Genomic DNA, 20,591 nt, shown 5'->3' with positions numbered 1-20,591 from the left:
GCGAACCGCCCGCGGCCAAACCCTTTTTAATCAAATGTCCATCTCGAACCCCGTCCATGGCTCAGTACGAAGCAGTGCAGACGGAGAAGAAGTGGCAAGAGAAGTGGAAGGAATGGGAGATCTACCGGTTCGACCCTTGCTCTCCCCAGCCCGTATACAGCATCGACAATCCTCCGCGGTACACCTCCGGCTCGCTGCACCTCGGCCATGCGACCGGTTACTCGCTCATCGATTTCGCCGCCCGGTACAAGAGGATGCGCGGCCACAACGTGTTCTTCCCGCTGTGCTTCGACGTGAACGGGACTCCGACCGAGGTCAAGGTGGAGAAGAAGCACGGCATCACCAAGCTCACGGTGCCCCGGCAGGAGTACATCCGCCTGTGCTCGGAGTTCGCCAACTCGTTCATCGATCAGATGACCAACCAGTTCGAGGTGCTGGGGGAGAGCATGGACCCCTCCATCTACTATCAGACCGACGCTCCATACTACCGGCGCATCACCCAGATCACCTTCCTCAAGCTTTTCAAGAAGGGACTGATCTACAAGGGCACCTATCCTGTGAACTGGTGCCCCTCCTGTATCACCGCCCTGGCCGACGCGGAGGTCGAGTACTCCGACAACATGACCAAGCTGAACTACATCAAGTTCAAGGTCAAGGACTGCGACGAGGAGATCATCATCGCCACCACCAGGCCGGAACTGCTGTCCGCCTGCCAGCTCGTGGCGGTGTCCCCGGACGACCGGGAGAAGGAGAGGCTGGTGGGAAAGACCCTCCTCACCCCAATCTACAACAAGGAGATCAAGGTCATCGCTGACGACAAGGTCGATCCAGTGTTCGGCACCGGGGTGGTCATGATCTGCACCATCGGCGACAAGACCGACCTGGAGTGGGTCATGAAGTACAACCTGCCGCTGGACAAGGCCATCGACGAGCAGGGCCGCATGACTCGCCTGGCTGGCAAGTACCAGGGAATGACGGTGAAGGAAGCCAAGGCCGCCATCATCGAGGACCTCAAGGCCGCCGGGCTGATCGTCAGGCAGGACAGCATCAAGCAGAACGTGGGCGGATGCTGGCGCTGCCACACTCCCATCGAGTTCCTCCAGGTGCCCCAGTGGTTCCTGAAGATCATGGACTTCAAGGAGCAGATCCTCAAGCTGGCGGACGAGGTCCAGTGGCACCCCGACTTCATGAAGGTGCGACTCAAGGATTGGATCAACAGCTTGCAGTGGGACTGGGTCATATCCAGGCAGAGGTTCTTTGCCACCCCCATTCCTCTCTGGGAATGCGAGGACTGCGGGCATGTCGTCCCGGCCAGGGAGGAGGACTGCTACATCGACCCCACGGTGGACAAGCCGCCGATGGATCGGTGCCCGCTGTGCGGAGGCCAGCTGATCGGCTGCCAGGATGTCTTCGATACCTGGATGGACTCCAGCATATCTCCACTGTACAACACCTTCTGGGACCGGGACATGGAGAAGTTCGACCGCCTGTACCCGATGTCCATGAGGCCCCAGAGCCATGATATCATCCGGACGTGGGCGTTCTACACCCTTCTCCGGTGCTACCTCATGACCGACAAGCGGCCGTGGGACAATATCATGATCCACGGGTTCATCATGTCGCCCGACGGTACTCCGATGCACTCCTCCCTGGGCAACGTCATCGATCCCGTGCCCATACTGCAGGAGTACGGCGCGGACGCCCTCCGCTACTACGCATGCACCTGCGCGCTGGGGGAGGACAACGCCTTCCGGGAGAAGGATGTCATCCACGGCAAGCGCCTGGCGACCAAGATGTGGAACATCGGCAAGTTCACCGGCATGGTCGTCAAGGCCAAGCCTGAGATGAAGGGGCTGCAGCCCCTGGATCGGTGGATCCTCAGCCGGTACTCCAAGGTGGTCAAGAACGCCACTCAGTACTACGAGGGCTACCAGTTCGACAAGGCCATGAGGGAAGTGGAAGAGTTCGCCTGGCACGAGTATGCCGACCACTACTTGGAGCTGGTCAAGTACCGCACCCGGGAGGGCGACGACGGCGTCAGGTTCACGCTGTACACCATCACCCTCGGCCTGGCGAAGATGCTGGCGCCCCTGATGCCGCACGTCACCGAGGACATCTATCAGGACGGGTTCGCCGACATGGACGGGGTGAAGAGCATCCATGTCTCCGCGTGGCCGGAGCCGGTCCTGTTCTCCGAAGAGGACGAGGTCCGGGGGGAGCTGGTCAAGGACGTGGTCAGCGCCATCCGCTCGTGGAAAGCGGAAAAGAAGCTTCCACTGAACAAGGAGATGGAGCTCATCGAACTTATCGGGCCGTCGGCGCTGTCATTGCAGGGCTACGAGACGGACATACTGGAGACTTCCCGGTCCAAGGAGCTGAAGATCGTGGCTGAGGCGGCTCTCGAGGAGAAGGTCGTGGCGGTGAAGCCGGTCAAGGCCAAGGTCGGACCGACCTTCAAGGCCAAGGGGAAGGAGGTCCTGCAGCTGCTGGAATCGATCGAGCCGCAGCAGGCTGCGGCCGCCTTGGAGCGCGGGGCATTGGAGCTCACGCTGTCCGACGGCAGTACTGTCTCGCTGGATCAGAGCTTCGTCGAGGTGCAGAAGAAGCTTACTCTCGAGGGGAAGGCGGTGGAGACCCTGCAGGTCCGGGACGTGCTCATCGCCCTCTCCCCGTGAGGCCTTTCCAGCAGGTGAAAATGGACCTGCCAGACCGGTAAGGTTTAAATGGAATGAGGATATACACAGGAGCACAAGCGGGCGTAGTGTAGTTGGTTATCACTTAACCTTGCCAAGGTTAGAACACGGGTTCGAATCCCGTCGCCCGCACCAGTTTTCCTATCTAGCAAGATGAAAACGATTCCTAAAGTTTGCATCTTTGGGATTGGTCATTTTCCATCTACTTTCATCAGAATATTCAACTAATCCGACATTTCTTTCCAGTTTGGGTGGGCTGAGATGGTGAAAGACACCATTTGCGGGACCGTTGATACCTCCAATCCGGTCGGTGAGTTCTTCGTACGTGTCATCCTCGCTCTTGAAGGTCGAGATTAGAGAGGAAACAGACCGCCGAGCGCGTGAAGGAAGGTATCGCTCGAAGAATGCACGAAGGCGAAGGATGGGGGCAGAAGGCGAGGACCGACGTCAATACCTCCCTTGCCATTGAGCTCCTCAAGGTACGCGGATCGCTCTCTGCAGTAGCCAAGGAGCTAGGTGTCCCTCGAAATACGCTTAGGGAGCACTTCGAGCGGGATGGTGTCGATTACAAGACACACCTCCCCTGTCGGAATACCCCTTCCTCGAAAAGCAGGAGTAATTTAAATGTCCAGATCGGAATGAGACCTGACGGCGCAGAGGTCTCCGCCGACATCCCTAACGAGGTTTCCGGAGATTCGGCATGAACTCTTGGGGGCATGTGCAATTCTCCTTGATGTTCACCGCCCTGGTGATTCTCCCTATTACTGGGGGTGATCCTCTTTGAACGAATCAGGAGAAGAGGGCGGTCGAGATGATGGCCGAGACGGAAGAGAGCAAGGTCGTTTCCATCCAGATTAGGCTCATTCCAATGCAAGCGGAACGGCTTGAAAAGCTGTATCGTATCTTCAGCCTGACGAAGTCAGATGTTACCGACGCCACGCTTGAGGTGTCCTCCAAGGTCGGGCAGGATGAGATCAGGAGGAAGGTAGTTAAACGGTCGCTGAACAGGATTCACCGGAAGGCAGGGAAATGAAACACTTTCACCACACGTCTGATTTAACGATGAATAAAAAAAGAAATGAGGTTGGGTTAAGAGGTTTAAACCTCGGCCTGGATGGCCTGATAGGTCAGCGTGAAGTGTGCGCTCTCCAGGTACGGAGTGATCTGCATCCAGTAGAACATATCAGTGATGTCATTGGAATGGATGACCATGCTGGAGGTCCAAGTGCTGCTATCAACCTGGGTCCCATCCTGAACATTCAGGTTGATATAGGTGGCACCAGTGCCAGGAGTCATAGTGCCGGGGCCGGAATGGCTCCCAATGTAGCCGATCGTGATGTCGCTACCCACGAACGCCTTATCGCAAGTCACGGTCACCCTGATGTCGTACCGTGGTTGAGATTCGCCGGTGTAGGAAGAGTAGAACATCTCCCCATAGTGGTTGGCAGGAACGGCCGTGGTGTAAGTCCAAGCTTCCATACCGGTGGTGCCAGAGTAAGTGGTGTGATAGTCGAACGAGGTGGTAATGCTTATGTTGACCGGATAGGTGGTAACTTCCTGCGAGCCATTGGTCCTGGGCATCGACAGTATGAGCACGGCCGCGCTGACGAATATGGTGGCCATGCAGATACATCCGATCAACATCAGAAGGCTTGATCCGGTTAGCTTGCTTCTCTTGAAATTCATGTTACCCATCTCATGTCATCCGGAGGGGTTTACCCTCCAAACCTGTTGCAAAATCCATTGGATTAGGACTTAAAGACATGTTTATTAATATTAATAGTGATAATGATAATGGCCAGATAATTATTGGGCGTGTTGGGAGAGTGCGCGGTGGAATCTGCTTAGCTTTTACACCGAATTGTTCTCCTCAAGCTCCACTTCCCGCTCTGAATAATCCATTGAATAATGCAGCTCCATAGTATCCATAGGAAGGTGAAATTATTCAACGGTCGTTGATCTGGCTCAATATCACTTTTCGAGTAAGGTTCGACACCGACGTACATGAAAAATATTCAAAATTCATTTCTCTGGCAGTATAGAATAAAATAGTGAAAACATTTAGAATACTATTTGAATACATTATTCGGGTCTCTAAAACGGCGATCTACGAATCTTGTTTTCGACCAAGTTACCAGCGATTTATAGACATTATGCAGTCAAAGAAGTGGACGAACAACCAAATCTGTTTGAATTGAGGATTCATGCGACAAACTTCTTTTCTACACCCACTTGATAATTATTTGGATGTTACTTATTATCATTATTAATATTAATGAGCATCACTTTAAGCCTCGATTAAGCGGATGTTCTACCAAGTCTGGAAGTTTATCACTCCCAGATCGTTTGAGATGGGAACATGAATCTTAAGAAAAGCAAGGTTACTGGAACGAGCCTCTTCATGTTGCTCGGGGCAATTGGTTTTGTGAGCTTGATTGTATCCGCAGCCATCATATGGGACAGCATTCAAACCGATTCAAAGGACCCTCAGGTCGTCTACCTTCTTCAAACCGATAACGAGTGGAACGAAATTACAGATTCCTATGCTGTCGGTGATCAGTACAATGTGACTATGACCGCCAACTATGGAGGAAGTTCCACCTCAACATACTACATTACGATAACTGAGTCCTCTACCGGAACCAAGTCTACGGGTGACTTTACCGTAACGATGACGGTGGATGGCGATACGGTCGGAGTAGCCGAATATTCGACTGGTGTATACGGCAGCGTAGGCCTGACCGCCACGCCTGGCACATCTCAAACCATCGTCGTGACCATCGAGCCCGAATTTGGTTCGCTCGACCTGTCCGGCGTATCCTGGACTATCGCTGCAGGGAACACCGATCCATACGTCCCGCTGTAATCCAAACCCATTTCTAAACTCTTCTTTTATTCTATTTTCGGGCATTCATTATTTTGGAATCGAGGGACTCTGGGATCAGTAAGTGCCATTGTATTATTGCACGGCAAATGGGCTGATCGAGAAACGGTTTTGACTGTTTCAGGACAAACCTTATTCAACGAAGCCGATAAGCGGTTAATATACCTCTTTGGCCAGCGATCCATCGACATTAGGTTATCAAAGTAGTGGACGAACAACTACATCTTTTTTTGACTGGAGGCAAATGCAACAAACTATTTTCGACCGAAAATCGTTCTCCTCGCGCCCTGTTCCCTCCATTTCATAATGCGTTGCATAACCGACCCAATAGTACCACAGTATGCAACGAACTATGCAAAGTCGGTACATCTAGCCACTTTACTAAACCCGGTAACAGATAAGTTTAAACCATGAAAATAATACAAATCCACTTTTCTACCAAGTCATAAAAGCAGATGGAAAATGTACTGGTCATGTGTCGGGGAACAGTTATCTTACATGCTCGTTGCATACTACTTTGCTAATTCATCTGGCTGTATTTTCTACTTCCCAACTTCATTATTATCAATATCATTTATTTGTACAATAGTATAATAGAAATGGTCATCCTCGATTACTAGATCATATGGCACTTAGTATGGTGGGTAATGTTGCCAATGCAAGAAGGAACAATCAGATATTATGGCCATTGGTGTTCATCATCATGTTTCTGCTTGGGTTTTTCACCGGCTACAATGGAAGTATCAGTGAAACCTACAGTTCATGGTTCGTGAAGATCGAGTTAGCGTTCATCGCTTCGATTCTGATGCTTGGTCTACTCTCTGGAATTAGCCTTTATGCAAGCAGGAATATCGACCTTGGAATGGTCTCTAGGACTAATGCAGATCAGTATCTCTGGATGTCTTCGATGTGCTATGCCATATCGGCTGGCATTGGCTTTGTGCTATTGCTCATTACTAATCCGGATACTGGCAGGGATTCAATGATCTATGGCCTCTATGGAGGCATGATGGTCATGATATTATTCGGAATACTGACGCTCGGCATCTTTACTTGGTTTGCATCAAGGAACCTGAGCCGCCTCATCGATGAAGATATGAGCGAACACAAGTGAGCCACTTTCGGAGCCGTTGCGATCGTATTGTCAAAATTGAGGTAACGGGAAAAACACGACGGCCATCATCCTTTTTTTCTAATGCCTGCACAAGGAGTGCTTCGAGAGGGTGACCATCGCCTAGAAGTAACGGCAATCGGTGAATGATCACACTCGATTGTTATCCATATCATTCTCTTAACATATAATGATGGCATAATTTTTTACTCAGAGCATTTTGATGACCTAACAATGGATTAGCCTCTGCCCAGAATGAATCAAATCAAAGGGATGGGAAAACATGAGCAAACAGATTATAGAACGGAGCGAGTGTCCTTATAACTCAGGGCGAAGCCGGAAAACGAGGTTGTCTTCTTTCCCCTGCCGAGAGAGGTGAGGGGATGAGCAAAGCAATCGATGTCTTGATAGTTGAAGACAACCCGGCGGATGTGCTGTTCATGAATGAGCTTCTGGCGGACGCCAACGTGCCAATCTCTGTCACCGTTGCCAACGATGGGCGAGAGGCACTGGATATTCTTGAGGGGCAGAGGATCCTTGGCAGCCCGTTTCCCGACATGGTTATCCTGGACTTGAATATGCCCAGGGTCAATGGTTTCGAGGTACTGAGGGCTATAAGAGAGATTCAGGGATTCCACGGCATTCCTGTCATTGTGATGACTGGTTCCAGGAACCAGGATGACGAGGCCAGGGCACGATACCTAGGTGCAACAGATTATCGCGTAAAGCCCGCCACCACCAACGAGATAGATGCTGCCATACTGTGGCTCAGGGGGATTCTTGTACCACTACTCGCGTTGAAGTCAAAAACAGAGCAACCTCATAGCATGGGTGTATCGAACGCAGGCATGAAAATTAGGTTCATTGCCTGTGAGATGCAGCCATATCGTCCTTTTTTTGATGGCAGGGATCTTGTTCCCTTCATTGAGCCATATGGCCCAAGATAATGAGAGATCAATTCTAAAGACCCCCATGAGGACGTTATCGAGAACTCCTCACTGATGCTCAAACTGGAATGGTGAAATAGAACGTCGTCCCCTTGCCTGGTTCGCTCTCGAACCATATGCGGCCGCCATGACGCTCTACGATCTTCTTCGAGATCGCCAGACCAATGCCCGTTCCAGTGTACTCTTCCCTGGTATGCAACCGCGAGAACATCCTGAACAACTTATCTGCATACTGTGGATCGATCCCTATTCCGTTGTCCTTCACCGAGAACACGTACTCATTGTCGTAGGTGACAGCCGAAACCTCGACTGTTGGCGACCTGCCATCATGAAATTTAATAGAATTGGATACCAGGTTCGTCATAATCTGCTTCATCTGAACATCATCGGCCCGAACCACTGGTAGGGGTTCGATCAAAAGCTTCGCGTTAGCATCTCCGATGGCGATGTGCAGGTCTTCCACCACCACTTTTACGACCTCATTCATGTCAACATCCTTTAGCTCGATCGGTCGTGCATCGACACGTGAGAACTCCAGCAGGTCGTCGATGAGCTCTCTCATTCTCATCGAGCCATCGATCGCCATGCTCATGAACTCCTTCGCTTTTGGCGGAAGCTCTTCCCCATACCTCTTTTTCGTAAGACTGAGGTAGGAGGTTACCATCCGCAACGGTTCCTGGAGGTCGTGGGAAGCAACGTAAGCGAATTGCTGCAACTCATCGTTAGAGCGCTTCATCTTATCCTCAGCCCGCCTGCGCTCGGTGACATCGTGGATGATGGAGTACAAGAGCTTTCGGCCATTTACAGTGATGGGGCCGGAGAATACTTCGACATCGCGGATCTCTCCGTTCGCCAAGACATGTTGAAAATTGAAGCAGCGCTTCTCGCCCGACAGGGACCTCCCCATCTCCGCCCGAACCTCTCCCGGCGGTAGAGTATTGATATCCATGGTCTTCAGCTCAGTGAGCTTGTCGAGTGAGTGACCGTAGTATTCGCTAGCGGCGCGGTTGGCATCGACTATCCGACCAGAGGAGGGGTCTATGAGCAACATGACCGAGCTGTTCTCCTTGAACAGGCTGCGGTACTTGGCCTCGCTCTCCCCGAGCGCTTCCCGCTCTTCCAATTGATGCATAGCCAGCGAGATGTAGCCGGCGACCTCCTGCATCGTTGCCAGCTCTTCGTCGGTGAACTGCGGCCTGGACTTGGTGCCGAAGGAGAGCGTACCGATGATCCTGTCGCCTATCATCAGAGGATTGCATGCATAAGCTTGGACGCCCTGAGAACGTTGGAATGGCGTCCGATCATCATCACTCGTTAGGATATCGCCTACATTTATCCCCTTACCGCTCTGGGCAACTCGACCACAGACCGCTTCTCCATAATTGAGGTGACCCATGTTGGTCATCTCTTCGGCCGGGACACCTGTGTATGCGTTGAGCGTAATTCCGCCGCATTGTTTGTCTACAAGATAGTTGAAGAAGACATCGCAATCAAGGAACTCCATGGTGCTCTTCGCCAGATCATCGATCACGGATTGAGTGTCGGTCGTGGACAGAAGCTTGCCGGCTATATCCTTCATGAGCTCATCCTTCTTCTGTCGCCACTTCAATGCTTCCTCTGCTCTGGCCCTTGCGGTATAGTCCATTATGAACGACAATACTGAGGACATTTTACCTTGGGCATCATAGAGAACGGTATTGTACCAGGTGCAGTACAGAACCTTACCATCCTTGGAAATGTTGCGGTTGGAAGATACGACCCTCTTGCTGATCCCGTCGGTCAGCTTCCCCATCGTTCTTTCAACAATAGGTACGTCATCGGGGTGTATCAGGTTCAGATTCATGATCAACCTGCCCAGCGTTTCTTCTGCCGTGTAACCGAATAACCTTTCAGATTCACCGGCCCAACGGGTCACGATAAAATCTCTATCCCACTCAACGACTGCGAGGGGGGAATTCTCGATCTGAGAGCGAAGGCTTTCTTCGCTCATCCTCAGCGCTTCCTCTGCATTCTTGCGCCTTGAGATGTCTCTGATAATCGAACTGGCTTTTTTCACTCCGTCGAAGTCTTCGAACACGCTTGAGGTGACCTCACCTGAAAAAGTGGAGCCGTCTTTACGCCGATAGGTCAGCTCTGCCCTTGTGCTCCCATTCACAGAGCGCTCACGTAATGTTGCATCCAGGCGCCCATCTTGAACGACTATCCCATCCCGTCCTGCGGCTTTGAGCTCATCCTCGGTCATACCAAACATATGCTGTGCTGCAGGATTCGCTTCGAGGATAGTACCATCAGTTTTCGTCAGGAAGACCGCATCAAGACTATTGTCGAATAGAGATCGATAACGGCGTTCATGATCCGCTTCCTTGCTCGATTGCTGAGGATCAATATCTCTTTCCTGAGTATTCGGGCACATCTGGCTGACCATCCAATTATCCATCAGGCTTGAACTTATTGGTTTAGAACAGAGTGCCCCATTCCCTTTCCCATCATCGATAAAGGCCTTGATATAATAAAAAGTAGCTTCAACATTCTATCATAAGCAACCGCTTTTTTAGATTCTATCTTCATCCCCTCATCAGCAATCTTGTTCATCGACACCAGAAATATCGTTGTCAGACCGATGGATAATGATAAAGTGCCCCTTTGCCAGTATAGATGAGTCGATAAGCGCCGAGGAGATTACGCTTCGGCCGAAAATAGGTGCCTATTATTTCTCAATCATCATTGTTAAAGGTTTGAAAATCTCACTCCTCGCCCATCCTGGTAGTGACGATGCGCGGGAGGGACATCGACTCCAACGACCCGCTCGCTACTCCCTTGTGGCCTTCCCCACAAATGAAGCAAGAAGGAGGATAGCTTCGTATGGCCTGATTAATTACCATGCATTTTACTATCCGCCTAGCGTAACGTCCTGTTCCTGGAACCACTCCAGCGCGGCCAATACATGTTCATCTCGGTAATCGGGCCACAGTTCGTCGATGACATACATGTCTGAATAGACCGACTGGACCGGCAGGAATCCGCTCAATCGCATTCTTCCACCCCATCTGAGAATGAGATCGATGCGAGACACCTCTGAGGAACCAAGCCTGCTGATTATTCCGTCACCATCCGTTCCCCTTGATCGGAATTGCTCGAGGTCCCATTGCCAGCTGTAATTTACAAGAACATTGGTCTTCAGCAATCCGCGACCAAAGACGGTTCTATTTGTGAATGGTAAAAGCTCCGAAGGAAACATCGAGGAACTAGTGTTTCCGATGACCATCAGTGCCAGATCCTTGTCATATAGCTGGTGAGCGGCCTGGACCAATATTCCTTGGAAGGCTTTCCTCTGGACCTCAGGTCTCTTGGTGTTATCCTGGGTGAATCCGTAGAAAGTAATCTCCTCCACTCCCAACTTGATGCATAAATCGCAAAGTCTAAAACTGGGCTCAAGGCCGAATTGGTAACCTTCATGCTTCTGCATCCCGCTCTTGATGGCCCATCTTCTATTCCCATCGGGGATCACACCAATATGCCGAGGAATCCTATAAAGATGTGAAAAATCAACTTCTTTCCTCGCCTTACTAATAACCGCTTGGGCAGCCCCCTTAACAGCCGTCATCTTATTTCCATACGATTTTCCAACGCGAGATAGAAGTATTTTGCGCCAATGATCTTACGTTTATATTGACACGGGCCAGAAGTTGGAGATGGGATGTATTTCATCAGTATAGTACGTAACTCTTAGCAAAATACACTAATCTACAACTTTAGATTGAGGGCACCAGGATACTTGGTCGCTCTAGGCCTTCCCATTCGTGATGATGCCACCGCATAAAGGATTGCTGAACGTGAGCAGTCACCCTCGAGATGTGTGGCTCCCTTAGCTAGCCTTCCAATCGCACTTGGTGCGTTAGGCAAGCCTGCACCGTTCTCGTCGGCCTCGCCGTGTGTGATGTTTGCCCCATCTGGAGCGCAGTCAGAGGCTCTGATATCATTTCGTCCGAAGTCCGGCATCAAGTAATATGTCATTACTCTCGGCCTTGAAGCCATGAAATGATCTCCCAGCAGCAATAGTACCAAGATGGGCGCCATTAATGGCGAGGCGTCCGCTTCTCCCTTTGAGCGTAACTGAAATTAAAAAATCATTTTCATTTTGAGAGAGAGCGGTAAAACGATAAGTTGTGAGAAAGACGCTGAAAGCGCTTGCAATCCTTTAATAAAGGTGGTTCAGACCGATTTCATCGCGCATAAGCGCTTGATAGATGAGGTATGAACCATGGCAAAAGAAGGAATGAGTAGAATATGGTGGGGCCGAACAGCGTTCGGCATCATCGCCCTGATATTCGGCCTGGCGTTCATCTTTGTACCAGGGATCACTTTGACAATATTTTTGATCATATTCGGCATTTTCATGCTGGTAGCGGGTTTCATTCTCCTCGGATTTAGCCGATCCAGGAAAATAGGGACGCATAGAACGCTGAACCTCGTGGAAGGTGTCCTGGATATTATCATCGGATTGGCGGCGATCTTTTTACCAGGAGTGACCGCGGTGGCAGCCGTGTATATCGTCGGAATTTTTGCCATTATCGCGGGCATTCTTCAGATCGCTGAGGGCGCCATCGCTCCAAGAAGGACTCAAACTTTCGGAACTTCCAATCGCTGGTTGCTGGTACTGTCGGGAGCATGGGCCCTGATCATAGGCATTCTGCTGGTGATATATCCAGGAACTGGAATATTGGCTCTGCTGATCTTGGTTGGCATCTTCTTGGTGATCTTAGGCATCATCAATATCTTAGGTGGCCTAAGGATGCGCTCGGCAGGCAGTCCAGCAACGGTCAGGGAATAAACCTCTTCGTTCAATTTTTCTGATACGTGCTGCGACAAAATATTCAAAGGAAATTGACAGATATCGGTGGCATATCTCTGGCAATTGCCAACAGGGAGAAGATCACTTGGTATGGTGAACGTCAGGTTTCACAGGTCGACACCTGGCTGGCGCAATGGTGATCCGAGTCGACGTCATTAATCGATTTGCTTGACCGGCGGACAGCCCCAAGGTCAGGAGCATACCCCCGCTTGAGTGGATGAGTATGAAACTAAACCATTCATCAACGTTCTAAAATCTTGTTTCAATCCACTAAAGCAGCTCCCAGTTTTCTTCCGCCCCATATCACCATGTCCCCAAATCACACCGGAGGCCCCGACCTAGATCGCTCGGCGATCATACTGATAGGACACTAGGCACGGCAGACTGGGGAGGGGGACTGAAAGCGAAATAAGCCTGTGAGTGAGCCAGATGATTTCATTCTGCCTTCAGGTTGCCCGATTTCAGGTAATGATGCGATAAGTAACTTATACGCTGGACCATATGCAAAAGGATGCCAATACAAGGAGGCCAGTACCATCATCGATGAACCCGCCTCGGATAAGGCGACCGCCATTGAATACGAGGGGGTGAGAGGATGGAAATAATGAGAGGATCAATATGAGTTGGGAATCGCTGCCTGCCGGGACAAAGGAGAACTACGATAGGGAAAGGGAAAACATCAAGAGGATGTTCGTTGACGGAAAACATGAATACGTGCCCATAGGCCCGCTGGTCGGCGGCTATGCAGCCACCGCTCACAACCACTCCCTGTACGAATATTACATGGAACCGGAAATGGCCATCGCCTGGCAGCTGGACACCGCTCGGATGTACGGCATCATGCCGTATCTGAACTGGAACTATGCAGTCTACTGGAATGAGGATTATGGGGGCACCATAAAGATGCCTACCGGCCCCATGTCCGCTCCCAGCATACTCACATACCCCGCGGACACGGTGGAGAAGGCGGATAAGCTCGAACCCTTGTCGCCCGAGGAACTGGCAAAGGGGCCGACGATGGCACGGCACGTCAGGGGGCTCAAGGCGGTGGAGATGTACTCGGGCAAAGGTTACAAGCCATGGCAGTTCATCTATGAGCCGTTCGTCATCGGAAGCTTCTGGGTGTCGCCAGAGAACATGCTCATGTGGGTCATCCAGGAACCTGACCTCATGCACAGCCTCATGAGGAAGGTAGTAACCCATTGCATCAACGCCTGCGAGGCGGTGAGCCAACTTTATCCCGGAAAGCCGTTCAAAACATCCTGCGCCACCCTGCTGGCCAACAGCTCGACGATGTCGGTCGACCAGTGCAAGGAGTTCGCCACCGACTACATGAAGGATGCACTGGAGAAGATCATAAAGATAGGTGCGGGGACGACCGGGATCTTCTACCACCAGTGCGGCGACCACGGACAGGACTACCATCTATGCCAGGACATGCCCTTCCCGCCCGGGTCGGTCATGCATGCCGCATATGATGGGACGCAGCCCATCGACCTCCTAAAGGTGGCAAAAATCTACGAGAACAAGTGCTGCATGATGGGCAACACCGACACCCTTCTGGCGTTCAGTGGCACGCCCAAGCAGGTCTACGATCAGGCGTACAAGGACGCCATGCGCTACAAGCACTTCAAGAACGGTTTCATCGCCAGTATGGCCTGCGAGTGTCCTCCCCTGATGTCTGCGGCGAATTTCGAGGCGTTCGTCCGGGGTTCGAGAGACGGGGGCAAGATGAGGGAGTGAAGGGGCCCTCGCCCCCCCCCTCTTTTTTCAATGGCAACTAATGAGAATCCTGAACCCTCCCGCCGGAGATTATCATCTCGGCCATCATGGTATCGACCGTAGTGATGACTCCTCCGTCGATCTTGGTGATCTTTCCCTTGATATCCATCAGGACCACCTTGCCATCCTTGATTTTGGCCTTGATAATATTCCTGGCCACCTCCTTTCTGTCCTTACCACTGTCCAATAGTACTGTGAACTCACACATCTGATTCCCCTCGGCATTAACCGCTCATCATCACATTGATCAGCGATTCGATGTCCTTCACCACAAGAGAGCTGGGGGCGTCGTCCAAGATCGATGTACAGTTGCGGTCCGCTTTTCTGACCGCATCGTCGCTCCTTATGGTCACGATGTCCTTTCGATCCAACTTCAATTCCCTCCTGACCATATCGAGGTCGGCTTCGTTCTCCAGTTTGTTCAATACGAGCAGCGATCGAGATATCTGCAGGTCATTGCTCAATCTGAGCACTTGGCGGGTCACTTCCATCGCCTTGGGCATCGCCTCGGTGACCACAAGGTTGCAGTCGAAACAGGTAGCGAGACCCCGACCCAATATCTCAGGTCCAGCTTGGGAGTCGACGATGACGATATCATATCCTCGGGGCTCGTCCGAGAGCGATTGGATGATTACCTTTACTAGAGATATGGGGGAGCACAGGCAACCGGACCCGCCTGAGGGTATGGTGCCCATGATAACGACCTTGACACCGTCCACCGTGTCGGCAGAGTGCTCAGCTATAATCTCATCTATGTCGAGCTCTTCATCATGACACCCATCGAGTTCCTCTGAAATCGCGGCCTTGTCCTCGGTGAGCGTTGCTATGTCCCTAAACGGTATCCCAAGCGTCATTGCCAGGTTCATACTGGGATCGGTGTCGAATACAAGGACCTTCTTGCCCCCTTTAGCCAGCAGGCGCGATAGAGTGGAAACGATCGTAGTTTTTCCCACGCCCCCCTTTCCCGTGGCGATTATCTTCATCATCTTCAGCGGATCTCCATGGTCAAGGTTGTAACGTAGACCGTTTCATCGAACTCATCACTGACTTTCTTGGTCTCATCGCGGTGACGAACCAAGAACATCCAAGTACCCTTGCTATCTATGGTAACCGCAGCCTTTCCCTTCATCACATCGACCATCGATTCCTTGCCGGAGTCCTTGCAATAGGCCTTCATCTGCCCAGCGAGAAGGTTCTTTTTCTCGTATTTTACAGTGAACAATGCAGTGTCACCCAATTTGACCTCTCGGGCCGGGGGGAGGATATCAAGAGTCGTATGAGCTTTCGGTGCGAACCTGCCGTCGGCTTTGACGGATATTATTCTCTTGGCTACAAGCTTGTAGGCTCCAGAATAGGCGACGTCGCCGACCTTGGCCTTCGCGCCCATCTTCCAATCTCCCTTCGAGTCGCGGCACCAGACTGATGATGAGTCTGTATAGAATGTGTAGTCTCCATCTACGGTCCTCGGGCAAGAGATTTTCCAACCGTTCTTCTCTTCCACGCCTATAGCCATCTCTCTGAGCGACTTGTTCGGCGTGTATACAAAAGGATTCACGTAATCCTTTGGTGCTATGCCGTCGACACTCATATTATGTCCGTACCGCAGGTGGCAGGAGATGTTTATCCCTCGGTTCGAAGACGTGTCGAGCCAAAGCTCGTGTCCGTAGTACACCTTGCTAAGTTTCTCAAGTAGGCGTTTATCCAAGTTCCTATTCATACGATCCATCATATTATAATCCATTTTCATATCGCCCCATGTCACAATGATAGCATTTTGCTATCGGCCAGCGCATAGTATTACGAATATAAAAAAAGTATTACCGCATTGAGATAGCTATAGTTGCAGCCCTTTAAAATATCGATCGGGGAGACCGGCATGGAGGCTAGATCATGCAGGTGTGGCCAAGGTGTCCTCTCCAACACATATGCGATTAATGAGGGGGAGATGAGGGTTGCCTATTGAAAAACCACCTTTCTCAGCCTGAGCACCACCTTTGTAATAGAAATGATTGGAAATGGCGGTAAGAGGGTTGCTTTGTAAGGAGGTTACTGAACACGAGCGAAGTAAGACAAAGGGGTCCGCCATTTCCATAGACCAGAATGTGCGTGTTACTATTTTAAAATTCGTAATACTCTTGAGGTTTGATAATGCCATAAGTAAATAATGATCACAGCTGGATCATAAGAATATTGAAAACTGGCAGCATTTGATTGCCCAAAGAAAGCTGCAGTGGAAAAAGTCATTTTCAGAGGAGAATTTATCCCGACCACCTAGGTTACGAGAAAACAGGAGATGAGGGCACATTTTTTCTTCAATGATAGATATCTGGAACAAGAAACGAAGCTTTTTGTGATGGCCAACCTTTTCAATAGTCATGGAGGAGATAACACGGATGGGAATCTCCCTGGAACCAGAACTCTTGAACAGATTCGATAGGTACATCAAGCGAAAAGGCTACCCCACCAGATCTGAAGCGTTCCGCGAGCTTATTAATGAGGCCCTGACGAGAGAGGCGTTAAAAGATGAGAGCACACAGGCCGTCGGAGCAATAGTCCTCCATTATCACCACCATGGAGGGAGTTCGACCGAGAAACTCATCGAAGCTCAGCATAACCATCACAATGTTATCTCTTCGAGCGTTCATGTTCACCTTGACCGAGAAAAATGCCTCGAGGTGTTGATTGTACAGGGCCCTGTCCTCGAGGTTAACAAACTGTCGGAGGAGCTTACCAAGGCCAAGGGCGTGTTGCATGCTGGGCCAGTGCTATTCTCAACCAGTTCTTCAGAACAGTGCCGTCAGGACCACAATGCATGGCCGGGAATTCGAAGCTCTATGGATTGAAGCGACGCCTCCGAGCCATCCACACACATCGCTGGCGATCACACCTCCTTCAGAGACCCATTCTGAAACTTCAATATGCGGTCGCAGGTGGCCTTGAGGACGTCCTCGTCATGGGAGATCATCAGATAGGATACCCCAGTCTCCTCCTGTATCTTTTGCATTAGTCTTAGGACCTGAGCCTGGGTCGACACATCCAGCATAGAGGTTGCCTCATCCGCCACGATCAGCTCTGGACGTAAAGCTATGACTCTCGCTAGAACCGCCCTCTGGATCTCTCCACCGCTCAGCTGATGAGGATATCTCTGAAGGTGAATGTCCCGAAGCCCGACCATCTCTACCAACCGGGATACCTCCTTTCTTATCTCTTCTTTATCCCCCTTCTTCTGAATGATCAATGGTTCGGCGACACAGTCATACAACTTCGATCTGGGATCGATGGAGGTCTCTGGATTCTGGAAGATCATTTGCAGCTTGCTACGATATCTCCTAAACTCTCGACGGCCCATTTCGTTGATATCATGGCCCTTGTAGAGAATTTGTCCGGATGTGGGCCGATCCAATTTTACGAGCATTCGTCCCACAGTTGTCTTGCCTCCTCCGCTGTCTCCGTATAGGCCCAGGGTCTCGTGAGCGCTTATCGTGAAATTGATATTTTCAAAGATTTTCACCTTTCCATAGTATTTTGAAAGATCGGTGACTTCCATCATGGTCGACATCTTACCCACACTCCTTCTTGTTCGCTAAGATCGGGATGTATTGCCTTGCATTCGGCGCAGCGCTTCGCGCTTTCGCAGCGATCGTAGAACCGGCAGCCCGGTGGTAGGTCCGTGAGGTTAGGGGAAAAGCCCAGCATCGGCATCATACCATTTTTGGGCACGGATCGGATCAACCCCTGAGTATATGGGTGTCGAGGATGCTTGATGACCTCCTCGGTTCTCCCCATCTCGATGATTTCTCCCGCATAGATGACCGCGATCTTATCGCATATCTCCTCGGCCAGGTCGATATCGTGAGTTATGACCAGCAGGGCCCTTTCCTCATCCCCTATGCCTTTTAACAGCTGGGCTACGTTATCTCGCGAGCTTCTATCGAGCCCCTTGGTAGGCTCGTCGGCAACAATCAGACGAGGATGAGCAGTCATGGACACCCCTACCAAGATCCTCTGTTTCATCCCTCCTGATAACTGGTGGGGATATTGCCGCGCCACGCGTTCGGGGTCCTGAAGGTTGAGCTTACGCAGGATCCCAACCGATCGGGCCCAAGCCTCTTTTTCCCCCATCTTTTGTTCGTAGAACACCTCGGCGATCTGCTCCGCGTTCTTCATCAAGGGATCGAGGGAACCCGAGGGGTTCTGCGGCACGAGGAAAATGGAATCTCGTCGGACATGCTGCATATCTCGCTCACTTTTTGTTATGAGATCCTCACCGTCGAAGAAAATACTCCCCGTCATTCGGGCCGATGCTGGCAAGAGCTTCAGGATCGACATCCCAATCACCGACTTGCCCGAACCGCTCTCCCCGATCATGCCGAAGGTCTCTCCCTTTTCAATTGTGAGAGAGACATCGCAGGCTGCCTTGACCTCACCGCGAGAGGTTGTAAAGCCAACGTTCAGACCACTGATCTCAAGCATTGCCAAGTTCGCCCTCCTCCTTCTTTGGGTCAAGAACATCTCTTAGGCTGTCACCCAACAGGCTGAACAGAACTACAACCAGCGTAATGGCCAATCCAGGGCCGAGGATCACATAGGGCGCGGACCGGATGTACTCCTTGCCCAAGCTGATCATGGAGCCCCACTCCGGAATGTACGCGGGGATGCCCAAGCCAAGAAAGCTCAGTGACGCCGCGGCCAGGATGACGTGCCCCATGTCAATGGTAGCGAGCACGATGACCGGGGCGATGGAGTTGGGCAGGATATGCTTGATCATGATCCTCATACGGCTCGATCCGACGAGCTTCGAGGATGCGATATAATCATTGTTCTTCACCGTCAACACTTGTCCCCGCGTGAGACGGGCATAGCTGGCCCAGTGGACTATGGAGAGGGCAAGAATCAGATTAAACACTCCCGCTCCCATTACGCCGATCAAAGCCAACGATAGGATGATCCCTGGAAAGGAGATGAGCACGTCAATGACTCTGCTTATTGCACCATCGGTCCATCCACCGAAGTACCCTGCGAGGCTGCCTGCAGCCACACCGAAGGTCAGCGAGACGGCAACGACCGCCCCGGCGATGAACAGCGAAGTCTGAGCTCCGTACAGCACCCTGCTGAAGATGTCTCTGCCCAGGTAGTCGGTGCCCATCAGATGAGACATGGAGGGACTTTGCAAACGGTTTGTAAGGTTCTGCTCGGCTGGGTCGTAGGGTGAGATGAACGGCGCGAATACCGCCAACAAGGTGATGGTCCCCAGCAGGAGAAGACAGAATAATATCATCCGGTTGCCCTTGATCTTTGACCAGATCTCCCTTCCAGGGACGATCCCTACGAGATCGTCGATCAATTTCTTTCGCTGTTCGAAAAGTTCCATCTTATCCGCTCCTAATGCGTGGGTCGATGAGCGTGTAGAGAACGTCGACCACCAGACTAACCAAGACGAACATGATCACGATTACCACGACCACGCCCATTACTACTGGTATGTCTTTAGCCAGCACAGAGTTAGCTAATAGATTGCCCAATCCGGGCCAATTGAATATGCTTTCTATGATAACCGTGCCTCCGAGCAAACCTCCGAACTCTATCCCCAAAACGGTGAGGGTTGGTAGGAGAGCGTTCTTCAGCACATGCCGGCTGATGATGCTGGATACGGGGAGACCTTTGGCCCGAGCGAAAACGATGTATTGTTGCCCCAATGTCTCCAGAACGCTGGTGCGGGTCATGCGGGTGATCACCGCAGCAGGATGAAGGCCGAGGGCCAGAGCTGGCAGTATCATATACTGCAGACCTCCGTATCCTGACGTGGGGAACAATTTGAAGGTAATGGAGAAGACTATGATGAGCATGAGCGCCAGCCAAAAGCTGGGCATAGATGCGTTGAACATCGAGACCATCCTGACCACATAGTCAATCGGTTTGTTGCTTTTCAACGCGCTAATGATCCCCAACGGGATGCCGAGGGCCAGAGCCAGCAGCATTGCCAGGGCAGCCAATGAAATCGTTGGCAGCAGCCGAATGGAGATCATGTCCGATACGGGCTGATGATAGACGTATGAAGTTCCCAGATCGCCATGCATAGCTCCAGAAAGCCAGTGGCCATATTGATCCAGTAATGGTTGATCAAGATTGTATCGTTGCGCGACCTCCTTGATCTGCCAGTCTTGAGCGGATTCGTCAAGGCCTAGGAACGTGTGCCGTAGGACGGTGTCAGCCTGCTCCCCTGGCATGATGTTCATTAGGAAGAAGGTGAGCACTGTGACTGCGACGATGGTAAATAAAAAGGAAAAGGTTTTTTTCAGTACACCTTTCCACATGGCGACAC

Annotated in this window: 19 protein-coding genes and 1 tRNA gene; 10 read left to right on the top strand and 10 right to left on the bottom strand. The window is 51.3% G+C overall.

Features of this window, described 5'->3' with window-relative positions:
- Positions 1 to 56 precede the first annotated feature (56 nt).
- The 4 genes from SA339_09620 (at position 57) to SA339_09605 (ending at position 3,726) form a co-directional block, all read left to right on the top strand.
- Entirely contained in the window at positions 57 to 2,675 is a 2,619-nt protein-coding gene (locus SA339_09620; GenBank protein MDW5563471.1) for a valine--tRNA ligase, read from the top strand.
- 77 nt (positions 2,676 to 2,752) lie between these two features.
- Positions 2,753 to 2,828 (top strand) — tRNA-Gly (locus SA339_09615).
- 245 nt (positions 2,829 to 3,073) lie between these two features.
- Positions 3,074 to 3,397: a hypothetical protein gene (locus SA339_09610; protein MDW5563470.1), complete on the top strand. Its 324-nt coding sequence runs from the start codon at positions 3,074 to 3,076 to the stop codon at positions 3,395 to 3,397.
- A 110-nt stretch (positions 3,398 to 3,507) separates the two neighbouring features.
- On the top strand, positions 3,508 to 3,726 hold the full coding sequence (locus SA339_09605; protein ID MDW5563469.1) for a hypothetical protein: 219 nt from the start codon (positions 3,508 to 3,510) through the stop codon (positions 3,724 to 3,726).
- Positions 3,727 to 3,791: 65 nt separating this feature from the next.
- Here SA339_09605 and SA339_09600 read toward each other — a convergent pair whose 3' ends face one another.
- Positions 3,792 to 4,316: a hypothetical protein gene (locus SA339_09600; protein MDW5563468.1), complete on the bottom strand. Its 525-nt coding sequence runs from the start codon at positions 4,314 to 4,316 to the stop codon at positions 3,792 to 3,794.
- Between the two features lie 736 nt (positions 4,317 to 5,052).
- Between SA339_09600 and SA339_09595 the strand changes: the two genes are divergently transcribed.
- From SA339_09595 to SA339_09585, 3 genes are all read left to right on the top strand, one after another.
- A complete protein-coding gene (locus SA339_09595) occupies positions 5,053 to 5,559 on the top strand; it encodes a hypothetical protein (GenBank protein MDW5563467.1) in 507 nt (168 codons plus the stop codon).
- 709 nt (positions 5,560 to 6,268) lie between these two features.
- On the top strand, positions 6,269 to 6,691 hold the full coding sequence (locus SA339_09590; protein ID MDW5563466.1) for a hypothetical protein: 423 nt from the start codon (positions 6,269 to 6,271) through the stop codon (positions 6,689 to 6,691).
- Between the two features lie 380 nt (positions 6,692 to 7,071).
- Complete coding sequence (locus SA339_09585; protein MDW5563465.1) at positions 7,072 to 7,635, top strand: response regulator; 564 nt, start codon at positions 7,072 to 7,074, stop codon at positions 7,633 to 7,635.
- Positions 7,636 to 7,693: 58 nt separating this feature from the next.
- Here the strand turns inward: SA339_09585 and SA339_09580 are convergent, their stop codons facing one another.
- The gene (locus SA339_09580) at positions 7,694 to 10,060 is read right to left on the bottom strand and encodes a PAS domain S-box protein (GenBank protein ID MDW5563464.1); all 2,367 of its coding nucleotides are present in this window, start codon (positions 10,058 to 10,060) and stop codon (positions 7,694 to 7,696) included.
- 465 nt (positions 10,061 to 10,525) lie between these two features.
- Positions 10,526 to 11,239 carry an undecaprenyl diphosphate synthase family protein gene (locus SA339_09575; protein ID MDW5563463.1) on the bottom strand — a complete coding sequence of 238 codons (714 nt, stop codon included), beginning with the start codon at positions 11,237 to 11,239 and terminating at the stop codon, positions 10,526 to 10,528.
- Positions 11,240 to 11,896: 657 nt separating this feature from the next.
- Between SA339_09575 and SA339_09570 the strand changes: the two genes are divergently transcribed.
- Both SA339_09570 and SA339_09565 read left to right on the top strand, forming a co-directional pair.
- Positions 11,897 to 12,466: a DUF308 domain-containing protein gene (locus SA339_09570; protein ID MDW5563462.1), complete on the top strand. Its 570-nt coding sequence runs from the start codon at positions 11,897 to 11,899 to the stop codon at positions 12,464 to 12,466.
- A gap of 639 nt (positions 12,467 to 13,105) precedes the next feature.
- Positions 13,106 to 14,230 (top strand): uroporphyrinogen decarboxylase family protein, encoded by a 1,125-nt coding sequence (locus SA339_09565; protein MDW5563461.1) that lies wholly within the window; start codon positions 13,106 to 13,108, stop codon positions 14,228 to 14,230.
- Between the two features lie 37 nt (positions 14,231 to 14,267).
- Here the strand turns inward: SA339_09565 and SA339_09560 are convergent, their stop codons facing one another.
- From SA339_09560 to SA339_09550, 3 genes are read right to left on the bottom strand one after another with little or no spacing between them, the layout of a single operon-like run.
- Positions 14,268 to 14,477 (bottom strand): CooT family nickel-binding protein, encoded by a 210-nt coding sequence (locus SA339_09560; protein ID MDW5563460.1) that lies wholly within the window; start codon positions 14,475 to 14,477, stop codon positions 14,268 to 14,270.
- A 16-nt stretch (positions 14,478 to 14,493) separates the two neighbouring features.
- The gene (locus SA339_09555; GenBank protein ID MDW5563459.1) at positions 14,494 to 15,255 is read right to left on the bottom strand and encodes an AAA family ATPase; all 762 of its coding nucleotides are present in this window, start codon (positions 15,253 to 15,255) and stop codon (positions 14,494 to 14,496) included.
- Positions 15,256 to 15,257: 2 nt separating this feature from the next.
- Entirely contained in the window at positions 15,258 to 15,974 is a 717-nt protein-coding gene (locus SA339_09550; protein ID MDW5563458.1) for a DUF4198 domain-containing protein, read from the bottom strand.
- Between the two features lie 670 nt (positions 15,975 to 16,644).
- Here SA339_09550 and nikR point away from each other — a divergent pair.
- Positions 16,645 to 17,112 (top strand): nickel-responsive transcriptional regulator NikR, encoded by a 468-nt coding sequence (gene nikR, locus SA339_09545; GenBank protein ID MDW5563457.1) that lies wholly within the window; start codon positions 16,645 to 16,647, stop codon positions 17,110 to 17,112.
- A 38-nt stretch (positions 17,113 to 17,150) separates the two neighbouring features.
- On the opposite strand, the gene SA339_09540 is transcribed toward nikR, so the two are convergent.
- Genes SA339_09540 through SA339_09525 form a run of 4 tightly spaced genes read right to left on the bottom strand, consistent with a single transcriptional unit; the run spans position 17,151 to position 20,583 of the window.
- Positions 17,151 to 17,828: a dipeptide/oligopeptide/nickel ABC transporter ATP-binding protein gene (locus SA339_09540; GenBank protein MDW5563456.1), complete on the bottom strand. Its 678-nt coding sequence runs from the start codon at positions 17,826 to 17,828 to the stop codon at positions 17,151 to 17,153.
- Entirely contained in the window at positions 17,816 to 18,742 is a 927-nt protein-coding gene (locus SA339_09535) for an ABC transporter ATP-binding protein (protein MDW5563455.1), read from the bottom strand. The genes SA339_09540 and SA339_09535 overlap by 13 nt, the downstream gene beginning before the upstream one ends.
- Entirely contained in the window at positions 18,735 to 19,640 is a 906-nt protein-coding gene (locus SA339_09530) for an ABC transporter permease (GenBank protein ID MDW5563454.1), read from the bottom strand. The genes SA339_09535 and SA339_09530 overlap by 8 nt, the downstream gene beginning before the upstream one ends.
- A 1-nt stretch (position 19,641) precedes the next feature.
- A complete protein-coding gene (locus SA339_09525; GenBank protein ID MDW5563453.1) occupies positions 19,642 to 20,583 on the bottom strand; it encodes an ABC transporter permease in 942 nt (313 codons plus the stop codon).
- Positions 20,584 to 20,591: the final 8 nt, after the last annotated feature.

The organism is Methanomassiliicoccus sp. (assembly GCA_033485155.1).
Classification (GTDB): Archaea; Thermoplasmatota; Thermoplasmata; order Methanomassiliicoccales; family Methanomassiliicoccaceae; genus UBA6.
This window is presented reverse-complemented; position numbering and strand designations above follow the sequence as displayed.